This is a genomic window from Rhodococcus sp. JG-3, assembly GCF_000482405.1.
Taxonomy (GTDB): Bacteria; Actinomycetota; Actinomycetes; order Mycobacteriales; family Mycobacteriaceae; genus Rhodococcoides; species Rhodococcoides fascians.
The window spans coordinates 854627-871172 of the sequence record NZ_KI519398.1; the positions used below are offsets into that span (position 1 = coordinate 854627).

Here is a 16546-nt window from a genome sequence, read left to right on the forward strand (position 1 = left end):
CCTCTGTATCGCCGGTTTTACGTGTCGAAACCGATCCCGGAGATCGAGGTAGCGATGCGGCCACCCTGCTCTCCGAGGGTGGTGATCCACACCAGGACGTTGCCGGTGGGTTCGGTGCCGTCGAGCGCGATGTCGGTGCGGCCGTTCTGCAGAGTGGCTTCACCGAGCAGCGTGGTGTCGCCGAGGCTCGGTGAATCGTTGGGAGCGGACCTGATCTCGACGACCGTTCCCGGCGACGTCGATTCGATCCACGCGTTCTTCAACGTCGACGACGGGATGGTGACGAGCAGTCCGACACCGTTCTTCAGTGCCGGGAACTGCTGGAAGTAGGAGTCGGTGGTCCAGGCCGTGCTGGGGTTGTTGTCGATCACGTTCGATGCCGTGCCCGGGTTGTCTGCAGAACCCTGCGGCGAGAAGACGCTGACATCGCTCATCGCGACGGGTCCACCCGTCGGCGCCGGGGGCGCAGCGGTGTCGCCGGCCGGCGGTGCGGCAGCCGGGGTCGTCAGCCCGAACTCCTGGCTGTCCAGCGGTGCATCGGTGTTGTCGCCCGCGATAGAGGTGAACAACCAGTAGCCGGCGAACGCCAGAATCAGCACCGTCAGAGCGCCGAGAACGGCGATGGCGATGTTGGTTCGCGTCGACTTCGCCTTCTCGGCGGCCAGCTCTTCCGGGTCTGCGAGCGAGTGACCGCTGGCTCCCGGGGCACGCTGGCCCAGTCGCAGTGCCGGCATCAGGTCGGTCTTGTCGTTGACCACCGCGGCCTGATCGAGAACGTGCTGCACCGTCGCGGCGGTGCGAATGCCACTGTTCTGCTCGAGCGCTCGTACCGCGACGGCAGAGATCTCGAACGGAACGTCGGGGCGAATTTCGCGAGGCTCGCGCGGCGCACCCTTGTCGTCCCGATCGGCCGGACGCATGCCGCCGACGCTGCGCAGGGATGCCGCGTCACCGGGAACGACGGCTTCTCCGGTGGTGTCCGACAACGGCCAGCGTGCAGTGATCAGGGCGTAGAGCATGGCACCGAGACCACGGACGTCCGAACTGGAGTCGGCGTCCGCCAGAGTCGCGGGAAACGCCAGGACGGCGTTGCCGCTGGTACTGATGCGTACGCGATCGGGGTGGTCGATCGACAGTGCGCCGCCGCTTCGGTGCGCAGCCTCGGCCGCGGCGGCCAGGACCTTGATCGCACGAGCGGCACCGGTGGGGGCAGGAACCGTATCGGCCATCTCGCGCAGCGAGCGACCGGGAGTCCACTCGGCGACGACGATGCCGCCGGAGCTACCGCGCACCACGTCGAGCACCCGGGCGAGGCCGGGAGAGTTGATCCGACCGAGGCGCAGCGTTCGGGACAGGATTGCCTGCGGGCCCTGAGTGCGGTCGTTGGGCGACGCCGTGGACTGCTGATCGGCGTCGACGAACGTCAACGCGACCTCGCGGTCGAGCTTGACGTCGTGGGCCTGCCAGAACTTCAGCCCGCGAGCTCCACCGTGCGGTGCCAACAGGCGGTAGCGTCCCCCGGCCACCGACGCACCGGGAATCAGCGTCGGTCCGCGAAGGGTGCGCCCGGGGGCGTCCGCGGTGGACTGGTCCTCGGCTGGTTTTTCGGCAGCTTTGTCCGTCGTCGGATTCGGTGCTACTGGTGTGTCGACTGCCGCCGATTTCTTCGTCGCGTCCACCGGTGTGCTGTCGGTCTTCGGCTCGGCCTTGCTCGCGTCGTCGACCGGCAGCTTCGCCTTCGAGATGGAGACGGTCTTGTCGGACGGCTTGGCCGCCAGCGCTGCCTTGGAGATCGCGATCGTCTGATCCTTGGGAGCAGACGCTTTGGTTTCCTTCTTCTCGGTGGCCTCGGCACTCGATGCTGCCGCCGACTCAGGCGTGCTGGGTGTGCTCGGCTTCTCCGAAGAATCAGGTGCTTTCGGGTCCGCTGTCTTCGACTCGGGTGTTTTCGACTCGGGTGTTTTCGACGACGCAGCAGACTGGGCCTTCACGGGCTCGGTGCGGTCCTGGGTGTCGACTTCGACTCCGCCGCTCGTTCGGTCGGCTTCGTTTGCTGGAGACTGTGCCGGCCCCCCAGCAACATCGTCGTCGGTCACTGTTACTCCTTCAGGCGAATATGCCCCGTGTTGTTCTACAAGCGGTCGACCTGCAGGGGCGTCTGCCCCCGGGTGCCGTTGACCAGGGTACGGGAGTCGATCCCGCGCAGTGTCCCATGTGGGCTCGGTTCGAATAACAGGAATCACGCTGGTTTCCGCGGAAGCCGGATCCGGCACCGAACCGGACGTCGCAGGCTCGGGCGGGGCCGCCCGTCCGAGGACCCGGCGGACAAGACGGCTCAACGCGACGGTGACGGCCAGTACTTCGGGAATCTTGCCGAACCACAGGATGGAGAACGTGATGCCGAGCATGATGACGGCGTCCATCGCGACGCGCACGAAGTTGCCGATCCAGCCGTTCGCCATGGCGTCGAATCCGACGATCCGGTCGATGGCGAGCATGGCTGCGCCGCCGGCCAGCGAGGCGATGAGAACCAGCCAGACAGTCTTCCCGACGTTGGCCATCCGCAGGTTGCCGAGGCTCTTGTGCAGCAGGTATCCGCCGATGACGGCACCTGCGGTGTAGCCGAGGCCGGTCGCGGTGCCGAGGAGCAGCACCACTTGTTCCGGATCGGTTGCGACGATCGGGGCGAGCAACGACAGGCCGATCTTGACGGCGGTGATGCCGAGGACGATCCAGGTGGGCGTCCAGGCCTGCTCGCGGGCGTAGAACACGCGCAGGTGGATCAGGACCAGGGCGTACGGGATAAGGGAGAACGCCGACCAGCTCACGGCCTCACCCAGCCGGTTGGCGTCGGGCGCAAACTTGCCGAACCCGTACAGCGCCTCGCCCACCCACGGCCCCGCGAACGTCAGGAACACGACGATCGGGACCATCGCGACCATCGTCAATCGGGTGGCGACGGAGAGATCGTCGACGACCGAGGGCGTGTCACCGTTGGCGGCATTACGACTGAGTCGAGGCATGATCGCCGTCAGAACCGTGACGCCGAGAATGCCGTACGGCAACTGCAGCACGATCCAGGCCTGGGAATAGATCGTGGGGCTCGCGTCGTCGGCTCCCGACGAGATGTTGGTGGCGACGATCAGACCGATCTGACTGATGACGACGTAGAGCACGATCGCGGCCGCCATCGCGCCGAACTTCTTCAGGCGCGCGTCGAACCCCCAGAGTGGGCGCAGGTCGATCTTCTCGCGGCGAAGCGCAGGGATCAGCGCCAGGACCTGCGTGATGACACCGGTGGTGACGCCGAGGCCGATGATCAACAGCTGCGGGTTCGTCATGTCGACCGGATTGACGGTGATCTCACCCGGCATCAGGAAGTAGATGCCGAACACCGCGAGTACCACGAGGTTGTTGAACACCGGTGCCCACGCACCGGGTTTGAAGTTCTGTCGGGTGTTGAGCACCGCCGTGAGCAAGCCGGAGAGCCCGTAGAACATCAGCGCAGGCAACACCAGATAGGTGAAGGCAATGGTCAGGTCCTCGTTGACCTTCGGATCACCGTTGAGCATCAGACGCGCCAGCAGCGGCGCAGCGATGGTTGCGGCCAACGCCACGGTGCCGAGCAGCGCGACCGCAATGGTGAACAGGCGTCGGACGAAGTCACGTCCGCCGTCGGCGTCCTCTTGTTCTGCGCGTACCAGGACAGGAACGACGATCGCTCCGAGGACGGCACCGAGCACCAGCTCGGAGATCATGTTCGGGAGAATCGTCGAGACGGTGAACGCACTGGCCAGGCCGGCACCCAGGGTGGCCGTCATGGCTACTTGCTTGGCGAATCCGGTGATCCGGCTGACGAGGGTCGCAACGGCGATCGAGCCCGACGCGGCCAGCAACGATTTCTGAGGTCTGGGTTCGGGCTGCGGTGGTGACTCGTTGCCGCCCGGTGGTGTCTGCGGCGGAGGAATGTTCCCCGACGGCGCGGCGGGTGGGTAGTCCTCGTCCCGGAACCGTGGGATGAGCTGAGTTGCGGAGTCGTCCGCTGCCGGTTGACCGTCGAGCGGGGGCGGCGCAGGGTAGGAACGCATCTCGGGTCGCGGTTGTCGCTCCCAGGGGGCGGGGCGTGGGGGCGTCGTGCGCCGGAACACCTGCGCTGCGGGCATGCGTGACCGGGGCAGGTCGCCGTCGTACGGCACATTGCCTGTCATGGTCTCTCGTACCCTTCGTCGGCCGGGTCGGGTTGTCCTCGGAATCGGTGCCAGAGTCGTCGGCCTGCAAGCAACAGTAGGAGCGCGCCGGCGCAGGCGGTAATTATCGCGAGAGCTTGACCGTATGCGTTCGATCGAACCGACACCGTCGATACCTCGCCGAGCCGGGTGCCGTCGAGGGTGGTGACGGAGAAGTCGACCGACAGATTGCGTTTGTCGTCCACCTCGGCGGGCACGGTGATGGTTCGCGATCCGCGCGCCGGAAGTTGGGTCACACCGACGTCGCTGATCGTCATCTCCGGTGGTGCGTCTACTCGGAGGAGCACGTTGACCGGCACCGGTAGGTCGTTGCGGGCCACGAGCAGCAGCGGACTCTGCTCGGAGGCGAGTGTGTAGACGCCGCCCGGGGCCAGCACGGTCACCGATCCGTAGACGGTGTCGAGCCCGACGCGGGTCGCGGTGAGACGGGTGCGTGCCATGGCCGCGGCGTCCTCGCCCTCGGCGCTGGCGCGACCCGCGGTCGACAGGGCGCGGAGCATGTCCTCTCGCAGCGGGGCGGTGTACAGGCGCGGAGTCAGCGCGGACTGGGGATCCTCGACCAGTGACTGCGCCAGGGTGTCCACCCGTGCGCTCTGTGTTCGCACCGTGTCGATGGCGGACGCATCGAGATCGGTCGGCACATCGATGCTGGTCACCGGGATTCCGGTGGGGGGCTCGGTGATCAGGCCGAGCAGCGGGCGAGGCGTCGCCAGGCCCGAACGCAACAGCGAGGACACCGTCGACAGGATTGCCGACGGTTCGTCTCCTCCCGCGGTCCAGTACTGCGGCGGTGCGACGGTCACCGTGCGGCCGGGTCGATCGGCTCCGACGAGGGCGTGAAAATTGATGGCGCCGAGGGCGTCCTGCAGCCGTGCGGTGCGAGAGTCGGTGCCCAGGTCGAAGCGTTGATTCGCCGGGGTCAAGGCCGGGGTCGACGGGGTCGTCCCGACGCCGGCCAGTGCGGCTGCGGTCGCCGAGTCGTAGTGGGTGGCGGCCAAGGTGCCGGTCGGATCGGCGGCGGTCGGCGCGGTGTCGGTGGACACCAGCAGAGACGTCGGCGACGACGTGGGTGGGCTGATGCTGTTGTCGGCGACGAGGACGGTCCCGGTTCCCGACGATCTCAGCGCGTCCGCAGCGCCCGCGTCGACGCCGCCGGTGGCACTCCAGGTGAAACCGCGTAACGAGCTGATGCCGAGGATGCCGTCGACGATGTCGGCCGGGGCGGCGACAGCGCTGCTGAGCAGCGAGGAATCACCGATGTCGGCGACGGCGGCGAGGTCGGCCTGAGCGAACGGTAGGGCCGTCACGCACGTGTTCGACGCCAGTGCCTCGAGCCGCGTCAACCACTGGGCTGCGGCCCCGCTGCCGGAGCCCTCCCGCGCGGAGCTGGCCGGATCGGCCGGGTTGTCGACGACGAGGTAGCCGCGGGTCATGTTCGAGACGGTGACCAGCAGGTCGGGATCGATGCCGATGCACAGGCTCGACGCCAGTTTGCCGTCGGGATCGAGACCGGGCTGCGTCGCGAATTCCAGGGCTTTGAGCAGGGTGTCGAGCCGACCACCGGCGGCGAGCTGGGTCGCCAGGTCGTCGTCGATCAAACGCACTCGATCGTCGATGGAACCGGGGATTCCGGCCGCGAGACGGGGAATGTCGGCGAGTGGCCACAACACCGTCATCGCTACGGGATTCCGGGTGTTGGGGGGTAGCGGCATCGCGTCGGGCGCTGCGGGGTCGAGCTGACCGGGATTCCGCGGCAGTCCGACGACGGGTAGCAGGAAGCGGGCGTCGTCGAGTCGAGCCGTCCCGCCGTACTCGGGGGTGCCGTTGACGTTGAGAAGTAGGGGGTAAACGCCAGGAGCGTCGATCCCGAGTGAGGGCTCGGTACTGCTTCGTAACTGCATCGACAGATCGAACTGGCGGCTCTGGTCCTTCTCCAGCGACTCGGCGACCGTGACGAACGATCCGACGCGGTCGAATCTCTCCTGGTCGAGGGTCAGGGAGGTCCGCAGACCCGACGTGGTGTCGATGGCCGCGGCACCCTGCAGGCGAACGCTGACGTCGTCGACGCGTCGATCGCCGGTGTTCTTCACTGTCGCGCGAACCGTGACGAACGGATCGCTGCTGGTGGTGACCGTCGAGGGTGCGACCGTATCGATGCTCAGCGTCAGGAACGGATCGCCGGCCTGCGTCATCGGGGTATCGGGAACGGCGCTGGTCGTGCCGCTGGCGTCTCCGGCGGAATCTGGCTGCGCCGTGGCAGTAGGGAGCTGTTGGGGTCCCAGTGCTGCGGTGCCGACGGCCGGCGCTGCAGCGAGGAAAAACGAGGTCAATGCGGCGGCAGCGACCTTCCGGGCCCGCACGATCACTTCCCGCCGGGCGTGGGTGCGTTCGTGTCGCCGCCGGTTGCCTGCTCGCCGTTCATGTCCTCGATGAGTCTGGTGGCGATGGCGGCGAGTTTGCGTTCGTCGGCGTAGGCGAGTCGGGACGGCAGTTCGCTCAGCGGTACCCAGGCGACTTCGGTGACTTCGAGATCCTCGTCGGACAGTTCACCGCCCAGGAAGCGGAGGAGGTAGTGGTGAACGGTCTTGTGGACTCGGCGGCCTTCGGTGACGAACCAGTAGTCGATGCTTCCCAGCGACGCCAGCACGGTGCCGCGGATGCCGGTTTCCTCGGCGACTTCGCGCATGGCCGTCTGCTCGGCGGTTTCGCCCTGCTCGATGTGTCCTTTGGGCAGGGACCAGAGCAGGCGTCCGCGCCGGTCGGTGCGGCCGATCAGGGCTGCGCAGCGGGTGGCAGGCGGGCCGTCGAGGCCGTCGACCACCAGGCCTCCGGCAGAGGTTTCTCGGACGGTCCGCAGCTTGGGTGCTTCGGTGTCGGCGCGTGCTTGACGCCGCCGCGGGTTGCGGCGGCTCCTGTTCGCACGTTCGGCAGCAGACACCCGATCCATACTAGTTGCCTCGGTGCCCCGCTCCGGCTTGCCGCACCGTGGCCGATGGCCGAGACGATCCGGTCGATACTGCGCCAGTAGGCTCTTCCACCGTGGCCGATCAGTCCCTGTCTTCCGTTTCCCCCGAGCACGCCGATGCGCGCCGGGAAAGGTTGCTGGCTGCAGCTGCGGTGACGTTGCGTGAACTCGCGCCGGTATTGACCCCGCTGGGCGCGTTGTTCGCCGCCGCGGGCCACGAGCTCTACCTCGTCGGAGGGTCCGTTCGGGACGCGGTTCTCGGACGTTTGGGAACCGATCTGGATTTCACCACCGACGCCAGGCCGGAGGTCGTTCAGACGCTGCTGTCCGGGTGGGCGGACCATCAGTGGGACACGGGCATCGCGTTCGGAACGATCAGTGCGGCCAAGGACGGCCAGCAGATCGAGATCACGACGTTCCGCACCGATTCGTACGACCAGGTCTCGCGTAACCCCGAGGTGCAGTACGGCAGCAGCCTCCAAGAAGATCTCGTTCGACGCGATTTCACCGTCAACGCCATGGCCGTGCGGTTGGGTGCGGACGGCGTGCAGGAGTTCGTCGATCCGCTCGGCGGCATGGACGCGTTGCTCGAGGGCGTTCTCGATACCCCGTCGGCACCGGAAACGTCGTTCGGTGACGATCCGCTGCGGATGCTGCGCGCGGCTCGTTTCGTGTCGCAACTCGGTTTCTCGTTGTTGCCGCGGGTGCACAGCGCCATCGTCGACATGGCCGATCAGATCGACCGCATCACCGCCGAGCGCATTCAGGTGGAGCTGGACAAGCTGATTCTCGGTGCCCACCCGATCGAGGGCATCGACGTGATGTGCGAGACCGGTCTGGCTCAGCGCATCATTCCCGAGGTGCCGAACATGAAGCTCGAAATCGACGAGCATCATCAGCACAAGGACGTGTACTGGCATTCGTTGACGGTGCTGAAGCAGGCCATCGATCTCGAGGACGGCGACCCCGATCTCGTATTGCGTTGGGCCGCACTGCTGCACGACATCGGCAAGCCCGATACCAAACGAAACGAGCCCGGCGGCGGCGTCAGCTTTCACCACCACGAGGTCGTCGGGGCCAAGATGGTGCGAAAGCGTATGCGCGCGTTGAAATATTCGAAGAAGATGATCGAGGACGTCTCGCATCTGGTGTTCCTGCATCTGCGATTCCACGGATACGGCAAGGGTCAGTGGACCGACTCGGCGGTGCGTCGCTACGCCACCGATGCCGGCGAGCTACTGCCCAAGTTGCACAAGCTGGTTCGAGCCGATTCGACCACCAGGAACAAGCGTCGAGCGGCTGCCCTGCAAGCCACTTACGACGATCTCGAAGAGCGCATCGCCCGCATCGCCGAGCAGGAGGACCTGGCGCGGGTTCGTCCCGACCTGGACGGCAACGCGATCATGGAGCTGCTCGGCATTCCCGCAGGTCCCGACGTGGGCAAGGCGTGGAAATACCTGAAGGAACTGCGCCTCGATCGGGGACCACTCTCACGTGAGGACGCCGAAGCGGCGCTGCTCGAGTGGTGGCCGACGCAGTAGCGCGTCCCGCGCACGTGCGCGGAACTTCGTAGCCCACTACGAGTTTCCACTCACGACGAGCGAAGCTCGGCCTTGACGAGATAGACGTTGTAGCTGTCCCACTCCGAGACGGTGAAGTACAGCTCGTTCGCCGTCGACCACGGATGAATGAAGCCCCCGTAGGTCTTGGGGTACTCGGCGGTATCGATCAGGGTGCTCGGGGCGGTCCACTCACCCTGTGGTGAATTTGCTTCGCGCAGAACGATATCGCCGCGTAACGGATCCAGATACGTCATTCGCCAGAGGTCTCGGGCCTCGTCGTGATGGACCGACAGTTCCCCGGCCATACCGTCGGCGATGGGGGTGGCCTCGTTCGATCCGACGGGAGCCCACGTGCCGTTCACCCAGTATTGGTAGGCGGTCTTGTTCAGCACGTCTGCCTTCGGGACGCGTGCCAGGCCGACCTGTCCGGCGCGACCGTTGACGGTGCCGAACATGTACACGTACTCCCCCGCCGGGACCATCGTCGACACCTGGAACTTGGAGAACCCGAAGACGTTGTCCCACTTGGCATGTTCGTCCTTGACCCAGGTGGACCCGTTGTCGTCCGAGTAGGCGATGCCGCCGTAGTTGGTCCACCACATGCCGGGGATCGTGCTCCAGCGCCGGATGGACATGTATGACATGTACTGCCGGTCGTCGATCGCGAACCCGGACGTGGGGATGACCGTGGTCTCCCAATTCTTGATCTTGCGCGAGGGCAAGAGTTCGGCTGCGTGACAGCGGGAGTCCTGCACCATCGAGTCCAGGGTCATACCGTCGGACAGGTCGGTGTCGGTGCTGTGTCCCAGTACGTTCGACCGCCAATCCTTCCCTCCGACCACACCGAATTCCCAACCCTTGCCGAAGGAATCGCCGAAAACGACGGCGACCTCGCCCGGCTTGCTCTCCCACATGATGCCGAGGTCGGTGCCGTCGACCTGCCAGCGCTTGTCGGTGCGGTTCTCCGATCCCGGTCCGGTCAGCTGTGAGACCACCTCGACGTGTCCGACGGCCGGTGCCACCGGCGGTACCGTCGTCGTCCCGGACTCCGCCGCAGTGACCGCGGGTGCGGGCGGCGGGGTTCCCGGAGTTCCACCGGGGCCGGGAATCGGGATGGGAATGGTCTCGGGCTGCGGGTCGATCTCGATGCGAGGGAACGGGAGATGGTCTGCAGAGCCGGTGGTGGGCGACTCCGTGGCGTCGGTGAGGTCGGGACAGGGGTCCGCGCACGGGTCGGCCGACGGCTCGGCCTGGACACGGGTGTTGTTCGGCGGCGGGTCGGGCACCGGCACGAGTTCGATCGACGGATACGGCACGGGGATCACCACACGATCCGGCAACGGCGGCAGCTGCGGCGGATTTCCGGGCCCGACGGGCTCTGGTGGGTAGTCCTTGGGGTCGAATCCGGTTTCTCCACAGGAATTCACCGGCGGCGGCGGGGCCGCGTACGCGGGGGGGTGCGGCAAGGACGGCTGTACCTGCGGCAACCGCGATGATGCAGCCGAGCGACGTCGTGCGGCCATGCATGCGGTGCCCCCGTGTTGTCCGACGAAACCTAGCGGTCCGATACGGGAAGATACACCACGTCAGCGCGGTGCGCGCCTCGTGTTGAGTACCGCTGCGACGAAGCCGACGGCGTAGATTCCTGCTCCGACGAACACCAGCGCGTGCGCAGTGGGATCCTGGCTCAGCTCCGTGGCGTCGGGGCCGACGGCGAATGCGGCCGCGGCGAGGGCGCCGACGAACGCGACGTTGAACACGGTGTCCTGCAACGCGAAGACTCGTCCGCGATGCGCGTCGTCGATCTCGATCTGCATGGCGGCGTCCCCACTGAGTTTGACGGTCTGCCCGGCGATCCCGAGGAGAAAAGCTCCGAGCAGCAGACTGGTCTGGGTGAGGCCGGAGACGGCACCGACCTGAGCGGCGATGGCCAGGACGAGGGCCGTGGCGATGGTGCGGGTGCGGCCGAACCGCGGGACGGCGAACGGCGCGATGACGGCGGCGAGGAACATTCCGGTGGCCGTGGCTCCGACGGCAATGCCGAAGCCGGCGAGGCCGCCGGGCAGGGAACTCTGCGTGCTCTCCCGCAGCACCAGCACCATGATGAGGGTGTTGATGCCGAACACGATGCGGTGTGCCCCGATGCCGATCATCGCGGTGGTCACGCCCGGCGACCGCCACACCGCGAGGGCACCCGATTTCAGGCCGGCGGCAACATCTTTCAGCGGGTTGCCGGGCCGATAGTCCGTATCGGGACCGAGAGACCGCGGCGCGAACCGTCCGGCCGCAACAGCACCGACCACCGAGCCGGTCGCGGCCAGCCCCACGGCGACACCCGAACCGAAGTCCCCCGCTCCGACGGCACCGATCACTGCCACCGCCAGTCCCGCACCGGCCGCCGCGAAACCGGAGCCGACGGTGGCCAGTACCGAGTTCATCGGCACCAGCCACGATTGCCGCACCACATGCGGCAAGGATGCCGACGCGCCCGCCAGGACGAACCGACTGAGCCCGACGGTGGCCAGAGCCAACAGCAGCAGCGGCGTGGCGTCGACCCCGGCACACAGAAGCCCGGCGGTAGCGGTGATGAGAACGATGCGAACGATATTGGCCCACAACAGAACCGATCGACGATCCCAGCGGTCCAACAGCGCACCTGCGAACGGGCCCACCAACGAGTAGGGCACGAGCAGAACACCGAAACCGGCGGCGATCTCGGCGGGGTTGGTGGCGCGTTCGGGATTGAACAGGATGGCACCGCTCAATGCGGCTTGGAACAATCCATCACCGAACTGGCCGGCGAAACGAACGGTGGTGAGCTTGCCGACGCCCGGGGACTCACGTAGGCGGGTACGAAAGGAGGCGTCGTTCACCGACGGGACTCTATCCCGCGTCGGTCACACCGATACGGCGGGCTTGTCTGCCTTCCACCACGCGATCGTGGCGGCTGTGCCGTCGGCGAGCGGGGTGGGCTCGAGGCCGAGAACGCGCTCGCTGTGGCTGGAATCGAGGATGTAGGGGTCGCGGAACTGGTACAGGGTGTCCCCCAGCTCTTTCATCGGACCGGAAACGAGCCCCAGTGCTCGCATGACCCAGGCCGGCACGACACCGATCTTCGGGGTCGGCAAGTCCGCTGCAGCGGAGTACATCTCGATCATCTCCCGCTGAGTCACCGCGGGGGCGGTCGGTGCATGCAGGACGGTATTCCACGTGGACGGTCGTGCGGCCGCGACGATCATCGCGGCTGCGAAATCCGGCACGTACGTGAAAGAATGGGATAGGTTCGCGGCCCCGATCACCCGAATGGTCTTACCGGCGAGCACATTGGCGACCACACGTTCTCCCATGTGCGAGACCAGCACCCGTGGGCCGTAGAAGTCGGATGCCGCGATGCTGACGGTGGGGGTCGAGTGAGCGTCGCGTGCGGCCAGGAGTTCGGTGCGCACACCCAGCTTGCGGAACGTGGCATTTCTGGGTGAGTCCTCGCGGATGGGCCCGTCGACCCGGCCGTAGGCGTAGAGACTTTCGGGGAACACGACGACCGTGCCCGCGGCCGCGTCGAGCACACGTCGTTCCATCGCCTCGAGCTTGTCGCGCCACACCGTGTTCTCGTAGGCGGCGTGGGTGCAGTGATAGATGGCGGTTGCTCCGTCGACGTGCGCTCGGAGGTCGTCGGACTCGATGTCGACCGATCGCCGTTCGATGTTCGGATGCTGTGGCCCGCTGCCGGATCGAGTCAGGATACGCACCGTATGTCCCTGTGCAGCAAGCTGTTCGGCGATCGTCCAGCCGACGGGTCCTGCACCGGTGACGACGTGAAGTTCTGACATGGCTACTCCGTTTCGGTAAACGAGAGCGGTGCTCTCTGATGTGTCGCGTGTGCACCTCTGCTCGGAGAAAAGCAAGAGCAGTGCTCTCGGAAAAGAGCGGCAGTTACAGTAGCGAGCATGGCGAGCACTCCGCGTACCCGAGCCCGCGCCCAGACTCTGAGCGACATCACCCGCATCGGACGCGAGCACCTGGCCGCGGACGGTGCTGCGGCCCTGTCGCTACGCGCGGTCGCCCGAGATCTGGGCGTCGTCTCCTCGGCGGTCTATCGCTACGTCTCGAGCCGGGACGAACTACTGACCTTGCTCGTCGTCGATGCGTATTCCGAGTTGGGCGACGAGGTCGACGCGGCCGTCGACGCCGCGGACGGCCCTGCCGACAAATTCCGGGCGTTGAGCCGGGCGGTGCGTCGATGGGGACTTCGAGAGCCGGCCCGGTACGCGCTGCTCTTCGGCAGCCCCGTACCCGGCTACCACGCGCCCGCCGAACAGACCACCGGCCCGGGGACCCGGGTGATCACCACATTGGTAGCAGTCCTGCAGTCGGCCTGGGATATCCGTCGCCCGGACATCGAATCGGCACCCACCGAGTTGGCGTCGCTGCACGCAAGTTTCGAGGACATCCGCGCCCAGATGGACATGGACCTGCCCGACGAGCTCATCGCATTGGGCGTGATGGTGTGGGCGTCACTGTTCGGTGCGATCAACTTCGACGTGTTCGATCAGTACGGCGCGACGACGTTTGCCGACCGGGACGCGTTGTTCGAGTTCCAGTTGGGGATTCTGACGAAGATTGCCGGGCTCGAGTAGGACCGAGGACTGGCCGTCGTGCTTGTGCCACATCCGGCGGTGTGCGGTGCCACAATGGCTGATGTGGCAGCGCATGCGGAGGAACCCGAGGACCGGACGGCGTCGGCACTGCACGATGTTCGTCCCGGCAGTCTGCTGGTGTCGTCCATCGAACTCGTGGAGCCCACGTTTCGGCGCACCGTCATCTACATCATCGAACACAACGACGCGGGCAGTCTCGGCGTCGTGATCAATCGCCCCAGTGAGACCGCGGTGCAGAACGTGCTGCCCGATTGGTCCGAGCTCGCCGCGAAGCCGCGGGCCCTGTACGTCGGTGGTCCGGTCAAGCGTGATTCGGCACTGTGTCTGGCCACGCTGCGCACCGGTGCGTCGATCGACGGGGTCGCCGGTCTGCGCCGAGTCGACGGCCGGGTGGTGATGGTCGATCTGGATTCCGACCCCGCAGACATCGCGCCGTACGTGGAGGGTGTGCGCATCTTCGCCGGGTACTCGGGGTGGACGTTCGGGCAGCTCGAAGGTGAACTGGACCGAGAGGACTGGATCGTGTTGTCGGCCTTGGCTTCCGATGTGATCGGTCCGCCGCGCGTCGACCTGTGGGCGCAGGTTCTGCGTCGTCAGCCGATGCCGTTGGCGCTGTTGGCGTCCCACCCGATCGACGTCGAACGGAACTGAGAGCGGCTGCGCCGCACGTGCGCGGAACTTCGTAGCAGGGGTCGAGTTTCCACTCACGACCCAGGACGCAACCTAGTGCGAAAAAGCCCGCGCGGTCGAGTGTCCGCCCGATTTCAGACCGTCGATCACCTCGTCGATGGCGATGCACAGCATGCGGCCGAGGTCTGCGCTGAAGCCCTCGCGGACGACGATTCTGAGTACGGCGACGTCGGTGGCGTTGTCGGGCATCGTGTACGCCGGCACCTGCCAGCCGCGGGCACGCAGTTCGTGGGACACGTCGAACACGGTGAACTCGCAGTGCTCTTTCAACATGAACGACAGGACCGGGATGGCCGATCCATTGGTGATCACGTCGATATCGGGATGTCCCGCGAGATGAGTGCTGACGCGAACTGCGGTGTCGCGCAGTGCTTTCATGATGTCGGTGTAGCCGGACCGGCCCAGGCGCAGAAAATTGTAGTACTGGCCGATCACCTGATTGCCCGGCCGCGAGAAGTTCAGCGTGAAGGTGGGCATGTCGCCGCCGAGGTAGTTCACGCGGAACACGAGATCCTCGGGCAGGTCTTCTTTGGTCCGCCAGATGGCGAATCCGATTCCCGGATAGGTCAATCCGTACTTGTGTCCGCTGGCGTTGATGGACTTGACCCGAGGCAGACGGAAGTCCCATTCGAGCTCCGGGTACAAGAACGGTACGACGAACCCACCGCTGGCCGCGTCGACGTGAACCGGTACGTCGGGTCCACCGCCGCCGGCGATCTCGTCGAGGACGGCGCAGATTTCCTGTACGGGTTCGAGTTCACCGGTGAACGTGGTGCCGAGAATCGCCACGACGCCGATGGTGTTCTCGTCCACCGCGTCCCGAACCTGTTCCGGGGTGATGACGTAGCGCCCGCGTTCGACGGGCAGGTACTTGGGTTCGACGTCGAAGTAGCGACAGAATTTCTCCCACACCACCTGGACATTGCTGCCCAACACCAGGTTCGGGGTTCCTGTCCCGGCGCCCTTCGCCCGCCAGCGCCACTTGAGCGCCAACCCCGCCAGCATGACTGCTTCACTGGAGCCGATGGTCGAGACGCCGGTGGCCGACGACGGGTCCTCGCGGTCGAGGCCGGGTGCGTGGAACAGATCGGCGACGATGTTGACGCAGCGTTCTTCGATGGCCGCGGTCGACGGGTACTCGTCCTTGTCGATCATGTTCTTGTCGAACGTTTCCGCCATCAGCTTCTCGGCCTGCGGATCCATCCAGGTGGTCACGAACGTCGCCAGGTTGAGGCGTGAGCTGCCGTCGAGCATCAGTTCGTCGTGGATGTAGCGGTAGGCGGCGTCGGGGTCGAGTTGATTCTCGGGGAGTCGCAGTGCGGGTACAGGATCGGTGGCGAGCCGGCCGGTGTAGGCGGCAGACACGACGCCGTCCGTGTGCAGTTTCCTGGGCATTGTCTTCTCCGATTTCTCGACTGACACCCAACCTAGTCCGCGACGACCGCCGCCGGGCTCGGTTCCGGTCGACGCGCGAAATGCTGAGCGATGACGGTGCACACCATCAGCTGGATCTGATGGAACAGCAACAGCGGCAGGACGATCAACCCGATGGGTTGGCCGACGAAGAGCACGGCGGCCATCGGCAGTCCGCTCGCCAAGCTCTTCTTGGATCCGCAGAACAGCAGCACCAGACGATCCTCGAGCGAGAAACCGAACCACTTGCCTGCGTACCAGGTGATCGTCAGAACGAGGGCGAGCAGCAGGATGCACACGGCGACGACGATGCCGATGCGCCACAGGGCGACCGAGGACCACACGTGTTGGTTCATCGACGCGCTGAAGGCGGAGAAGACGACCAGCAGAATCGATCCCCGGTCGACGAGCTTCGTCGACGCGCTGTGACGGGTCAGCCAGCCCGTCACCCAGGGTCGGAGCAACTGACCGACGGCGAACGGGAGCAGCAGCTGCGCAACGATGTCGAGGATCGAGCTGGGATCGATGCTCGCCGAACCCGTGGTGGTCATCAGCGCGAGCACCAGCAGCGGGGTGACGAACACGCCGAGGATGTTGGAGAACGACGCGCTCACCACGGCACCGGCCACGTTGCCTCGGGCGATGGAGGTGAAGGCGATCGAGGATTGGACGGTCGAGGGCACCAGGCAGAGGAACAGCACTCCGGTGTAGAGGTCCTCGCTGAGCAGACTCGGTTCGAGGACCCTCAGGGCCAGGCCGAGCGCGGGGAACAGCAGGTACGTCGACGCCAGGATCACCGAGTGCAAGCGCCAGTGTTTGACGCCTTCCCAGGCGTCACGTGGGGACAGTCGCGCGCCGTAGATGAGAAACAGCAGCCCGATGGCGACGCGTGTCACCCAGCCGAGAACGTCCTCGGCGGTTCCCGACGCGGGGAAGATGCTCGCCAGCGCGGCGACCGCGAAGATGCTCAGCAGGAAGGGATCCAGGACGGTGTCCCGCAACGCTTTCACT

11 protein-coding genes are annotated in these 16546 nt (G+C 66.1%); 3 read left to right on the top strand and 8 right to left on the bottom strand.

Annotated elements, in window-relative coordinates:
• Positions 1 to 17 precede the first annotated feature (17 nt).
• The 3 genes from murJ to K414_RS0105405 are packed head-to-tail and all read right to left on the bottom strand — an operon-like array spanning position 18 to position 7185.
• Positions 18 to 4208 carry a murein biosynthesis integral membrane protein MurJ gene (murJ, locus tag K414_RS0105395; protein WP_081701536.1) on the bottom strand — a complete coding sequence of 1397 codons (4191 nt, stop codon included), beginning with the start codon at positions 4206 to 4208 and terminating at the stop codon, positions 18 to 20.
• Positions 4205 to 6607, bottom strand: coding sequence for a DUF6049 family protein (locus K414_RS0105400; RefSeq protein WP_237606137.1), 2403 nt, complete (start codon positions 6605 to 6607; stop codon positions 4205 to 4207). Before K414_RS0105400 ends, murJ begins: the two co-directional genes overlap by 4 nt.
• A 2-nt stretch (positions 6608 to 6609) precedes the next feature.
• Positions 6610 to 7185 carry an NUDIX hydrolase gene (locus K414_RS0105405; protein WP_027495017.1) on the bottom strand — a complete coding sequence of 192 codons (576 nt, stop codon included), beginning with the start codon at positions 7183 to 7185 and terminating at the stop codon, positions 6610 to 6612.
• 101 nt (positions 7186 to 7286) lie between these two features.
• On the opposite strand from K414_RS0105405, the gene K414_RS0105410 reads away from it, so the two are divergent.
• Positions 7287 to 8753, top strand: coding sequence for a CCA tRNA nucleotidyltransferase (locus tag K414_RS0105410; RefSeq protein WP_027495018.1), 1467 nt, complete (start codon positions 7287 to 7289; stop codon positions 8751 to 8753).
• Positions 8754 to 8803: 50 nt separating this feature from the next.
• Here K414_RS0105410 and K414_RS26110 read toward each other — a convergent pair whose 3' ends face one another.
• The 3 genes from K414_RS26110 to K414_RS0105425 form a co-directional block, all read right to left on the bottom strand.
• Positions 8804 to 10240, bottom strand: coding sequence for a DUF4185 domain-containing protein (locus K414_RS26110; RefSeq protein ID WP_237606138.1), 1437 nt, complete (start codon positions 10238 to 10240; stop codon positions 8804 to 8806).
• Between the two features lie 120 nt (positions 10241 to 10360).
• The gene (locus K414_RS0105420; RefSeq protein ID WP_027495019.1) at positions 10361 to 11647 is read right to left on the bottom strand and encodes an MFS transporter; all 1287 of its coding nucleotides are present in this window, start codon (positions 11645 to 11647) and stop codon (positions 10361 to 10363) included.
• Between the two features lie 24 nt (positions 11648 to 11671).
• Positions 11672 to 12604 carry an NAD-dependent epimerase/dehydratase family protein gene (locus K414_RS0105425; protein WP_027495020.1) on the bottom strand — a complete coding sequence of 311 codons (933 nt, stop codon included), beginning with the start codon at positions 12602 to 12604 and terminating at the stop codon, positions 11672 to 11674.
• A gap of 117 nt (positions 12605 to 12721) precedes the next feature.
• Here K414_RS0105425 and K414_RS0105430 point away from each other — a divergent pair, with 117 nt between their 5' ends.
• Entirely contained in the window at positions 12722 to 13411 is a 690-nt protein-coding gene (locus tag K414_RS0105430; protein ID WP_027495021.1) for a TetR/AcrR family transcriptional regulator, read from the top strand.
• A gap of 54 nt (positions 13412 to 13465) precedes the next feature.
• A complete protein-coding gene (locus tag K414_RS0105435; RefSeq protein ID WP_032371389.1) occupies positions 13466 to 14083 on the top strand; it encodes a YqgE/AlgH family protein in 618 nt (205 codons plus the stop codon).
• Between the two features lie 72 nt (positions 14084 to 14155).
• Here K414_RS0105435 and K414_RS0105440 read toward each other — a convergent pair whose 3' ends face one another.
• Positions 14156 to 15517, bottom strand: coding sequence for a glutamate decarboxylase (locus K414_RS0105440; RefSeq protein WP_027495023.1), 1362 nt, complete (start codon positions 15515 to 15517; stop codon positions 14156 to 14158).
• Positions 15518 to 15549: 32 nt separating this feature from the next.
• Positions 15550 to 16536, bottom strand: coding sequence for a bile acid:sodium symporter family protein (locus tag K414_RS0105445; protein ID WP_205912897.1), 987 nt, complete (start codon positions 16534 to 16536; stop codon positions 15550 to 15552).
• Between the last annotated feature and the right edge of the window lie 10 nt (positions 16537 to 16546).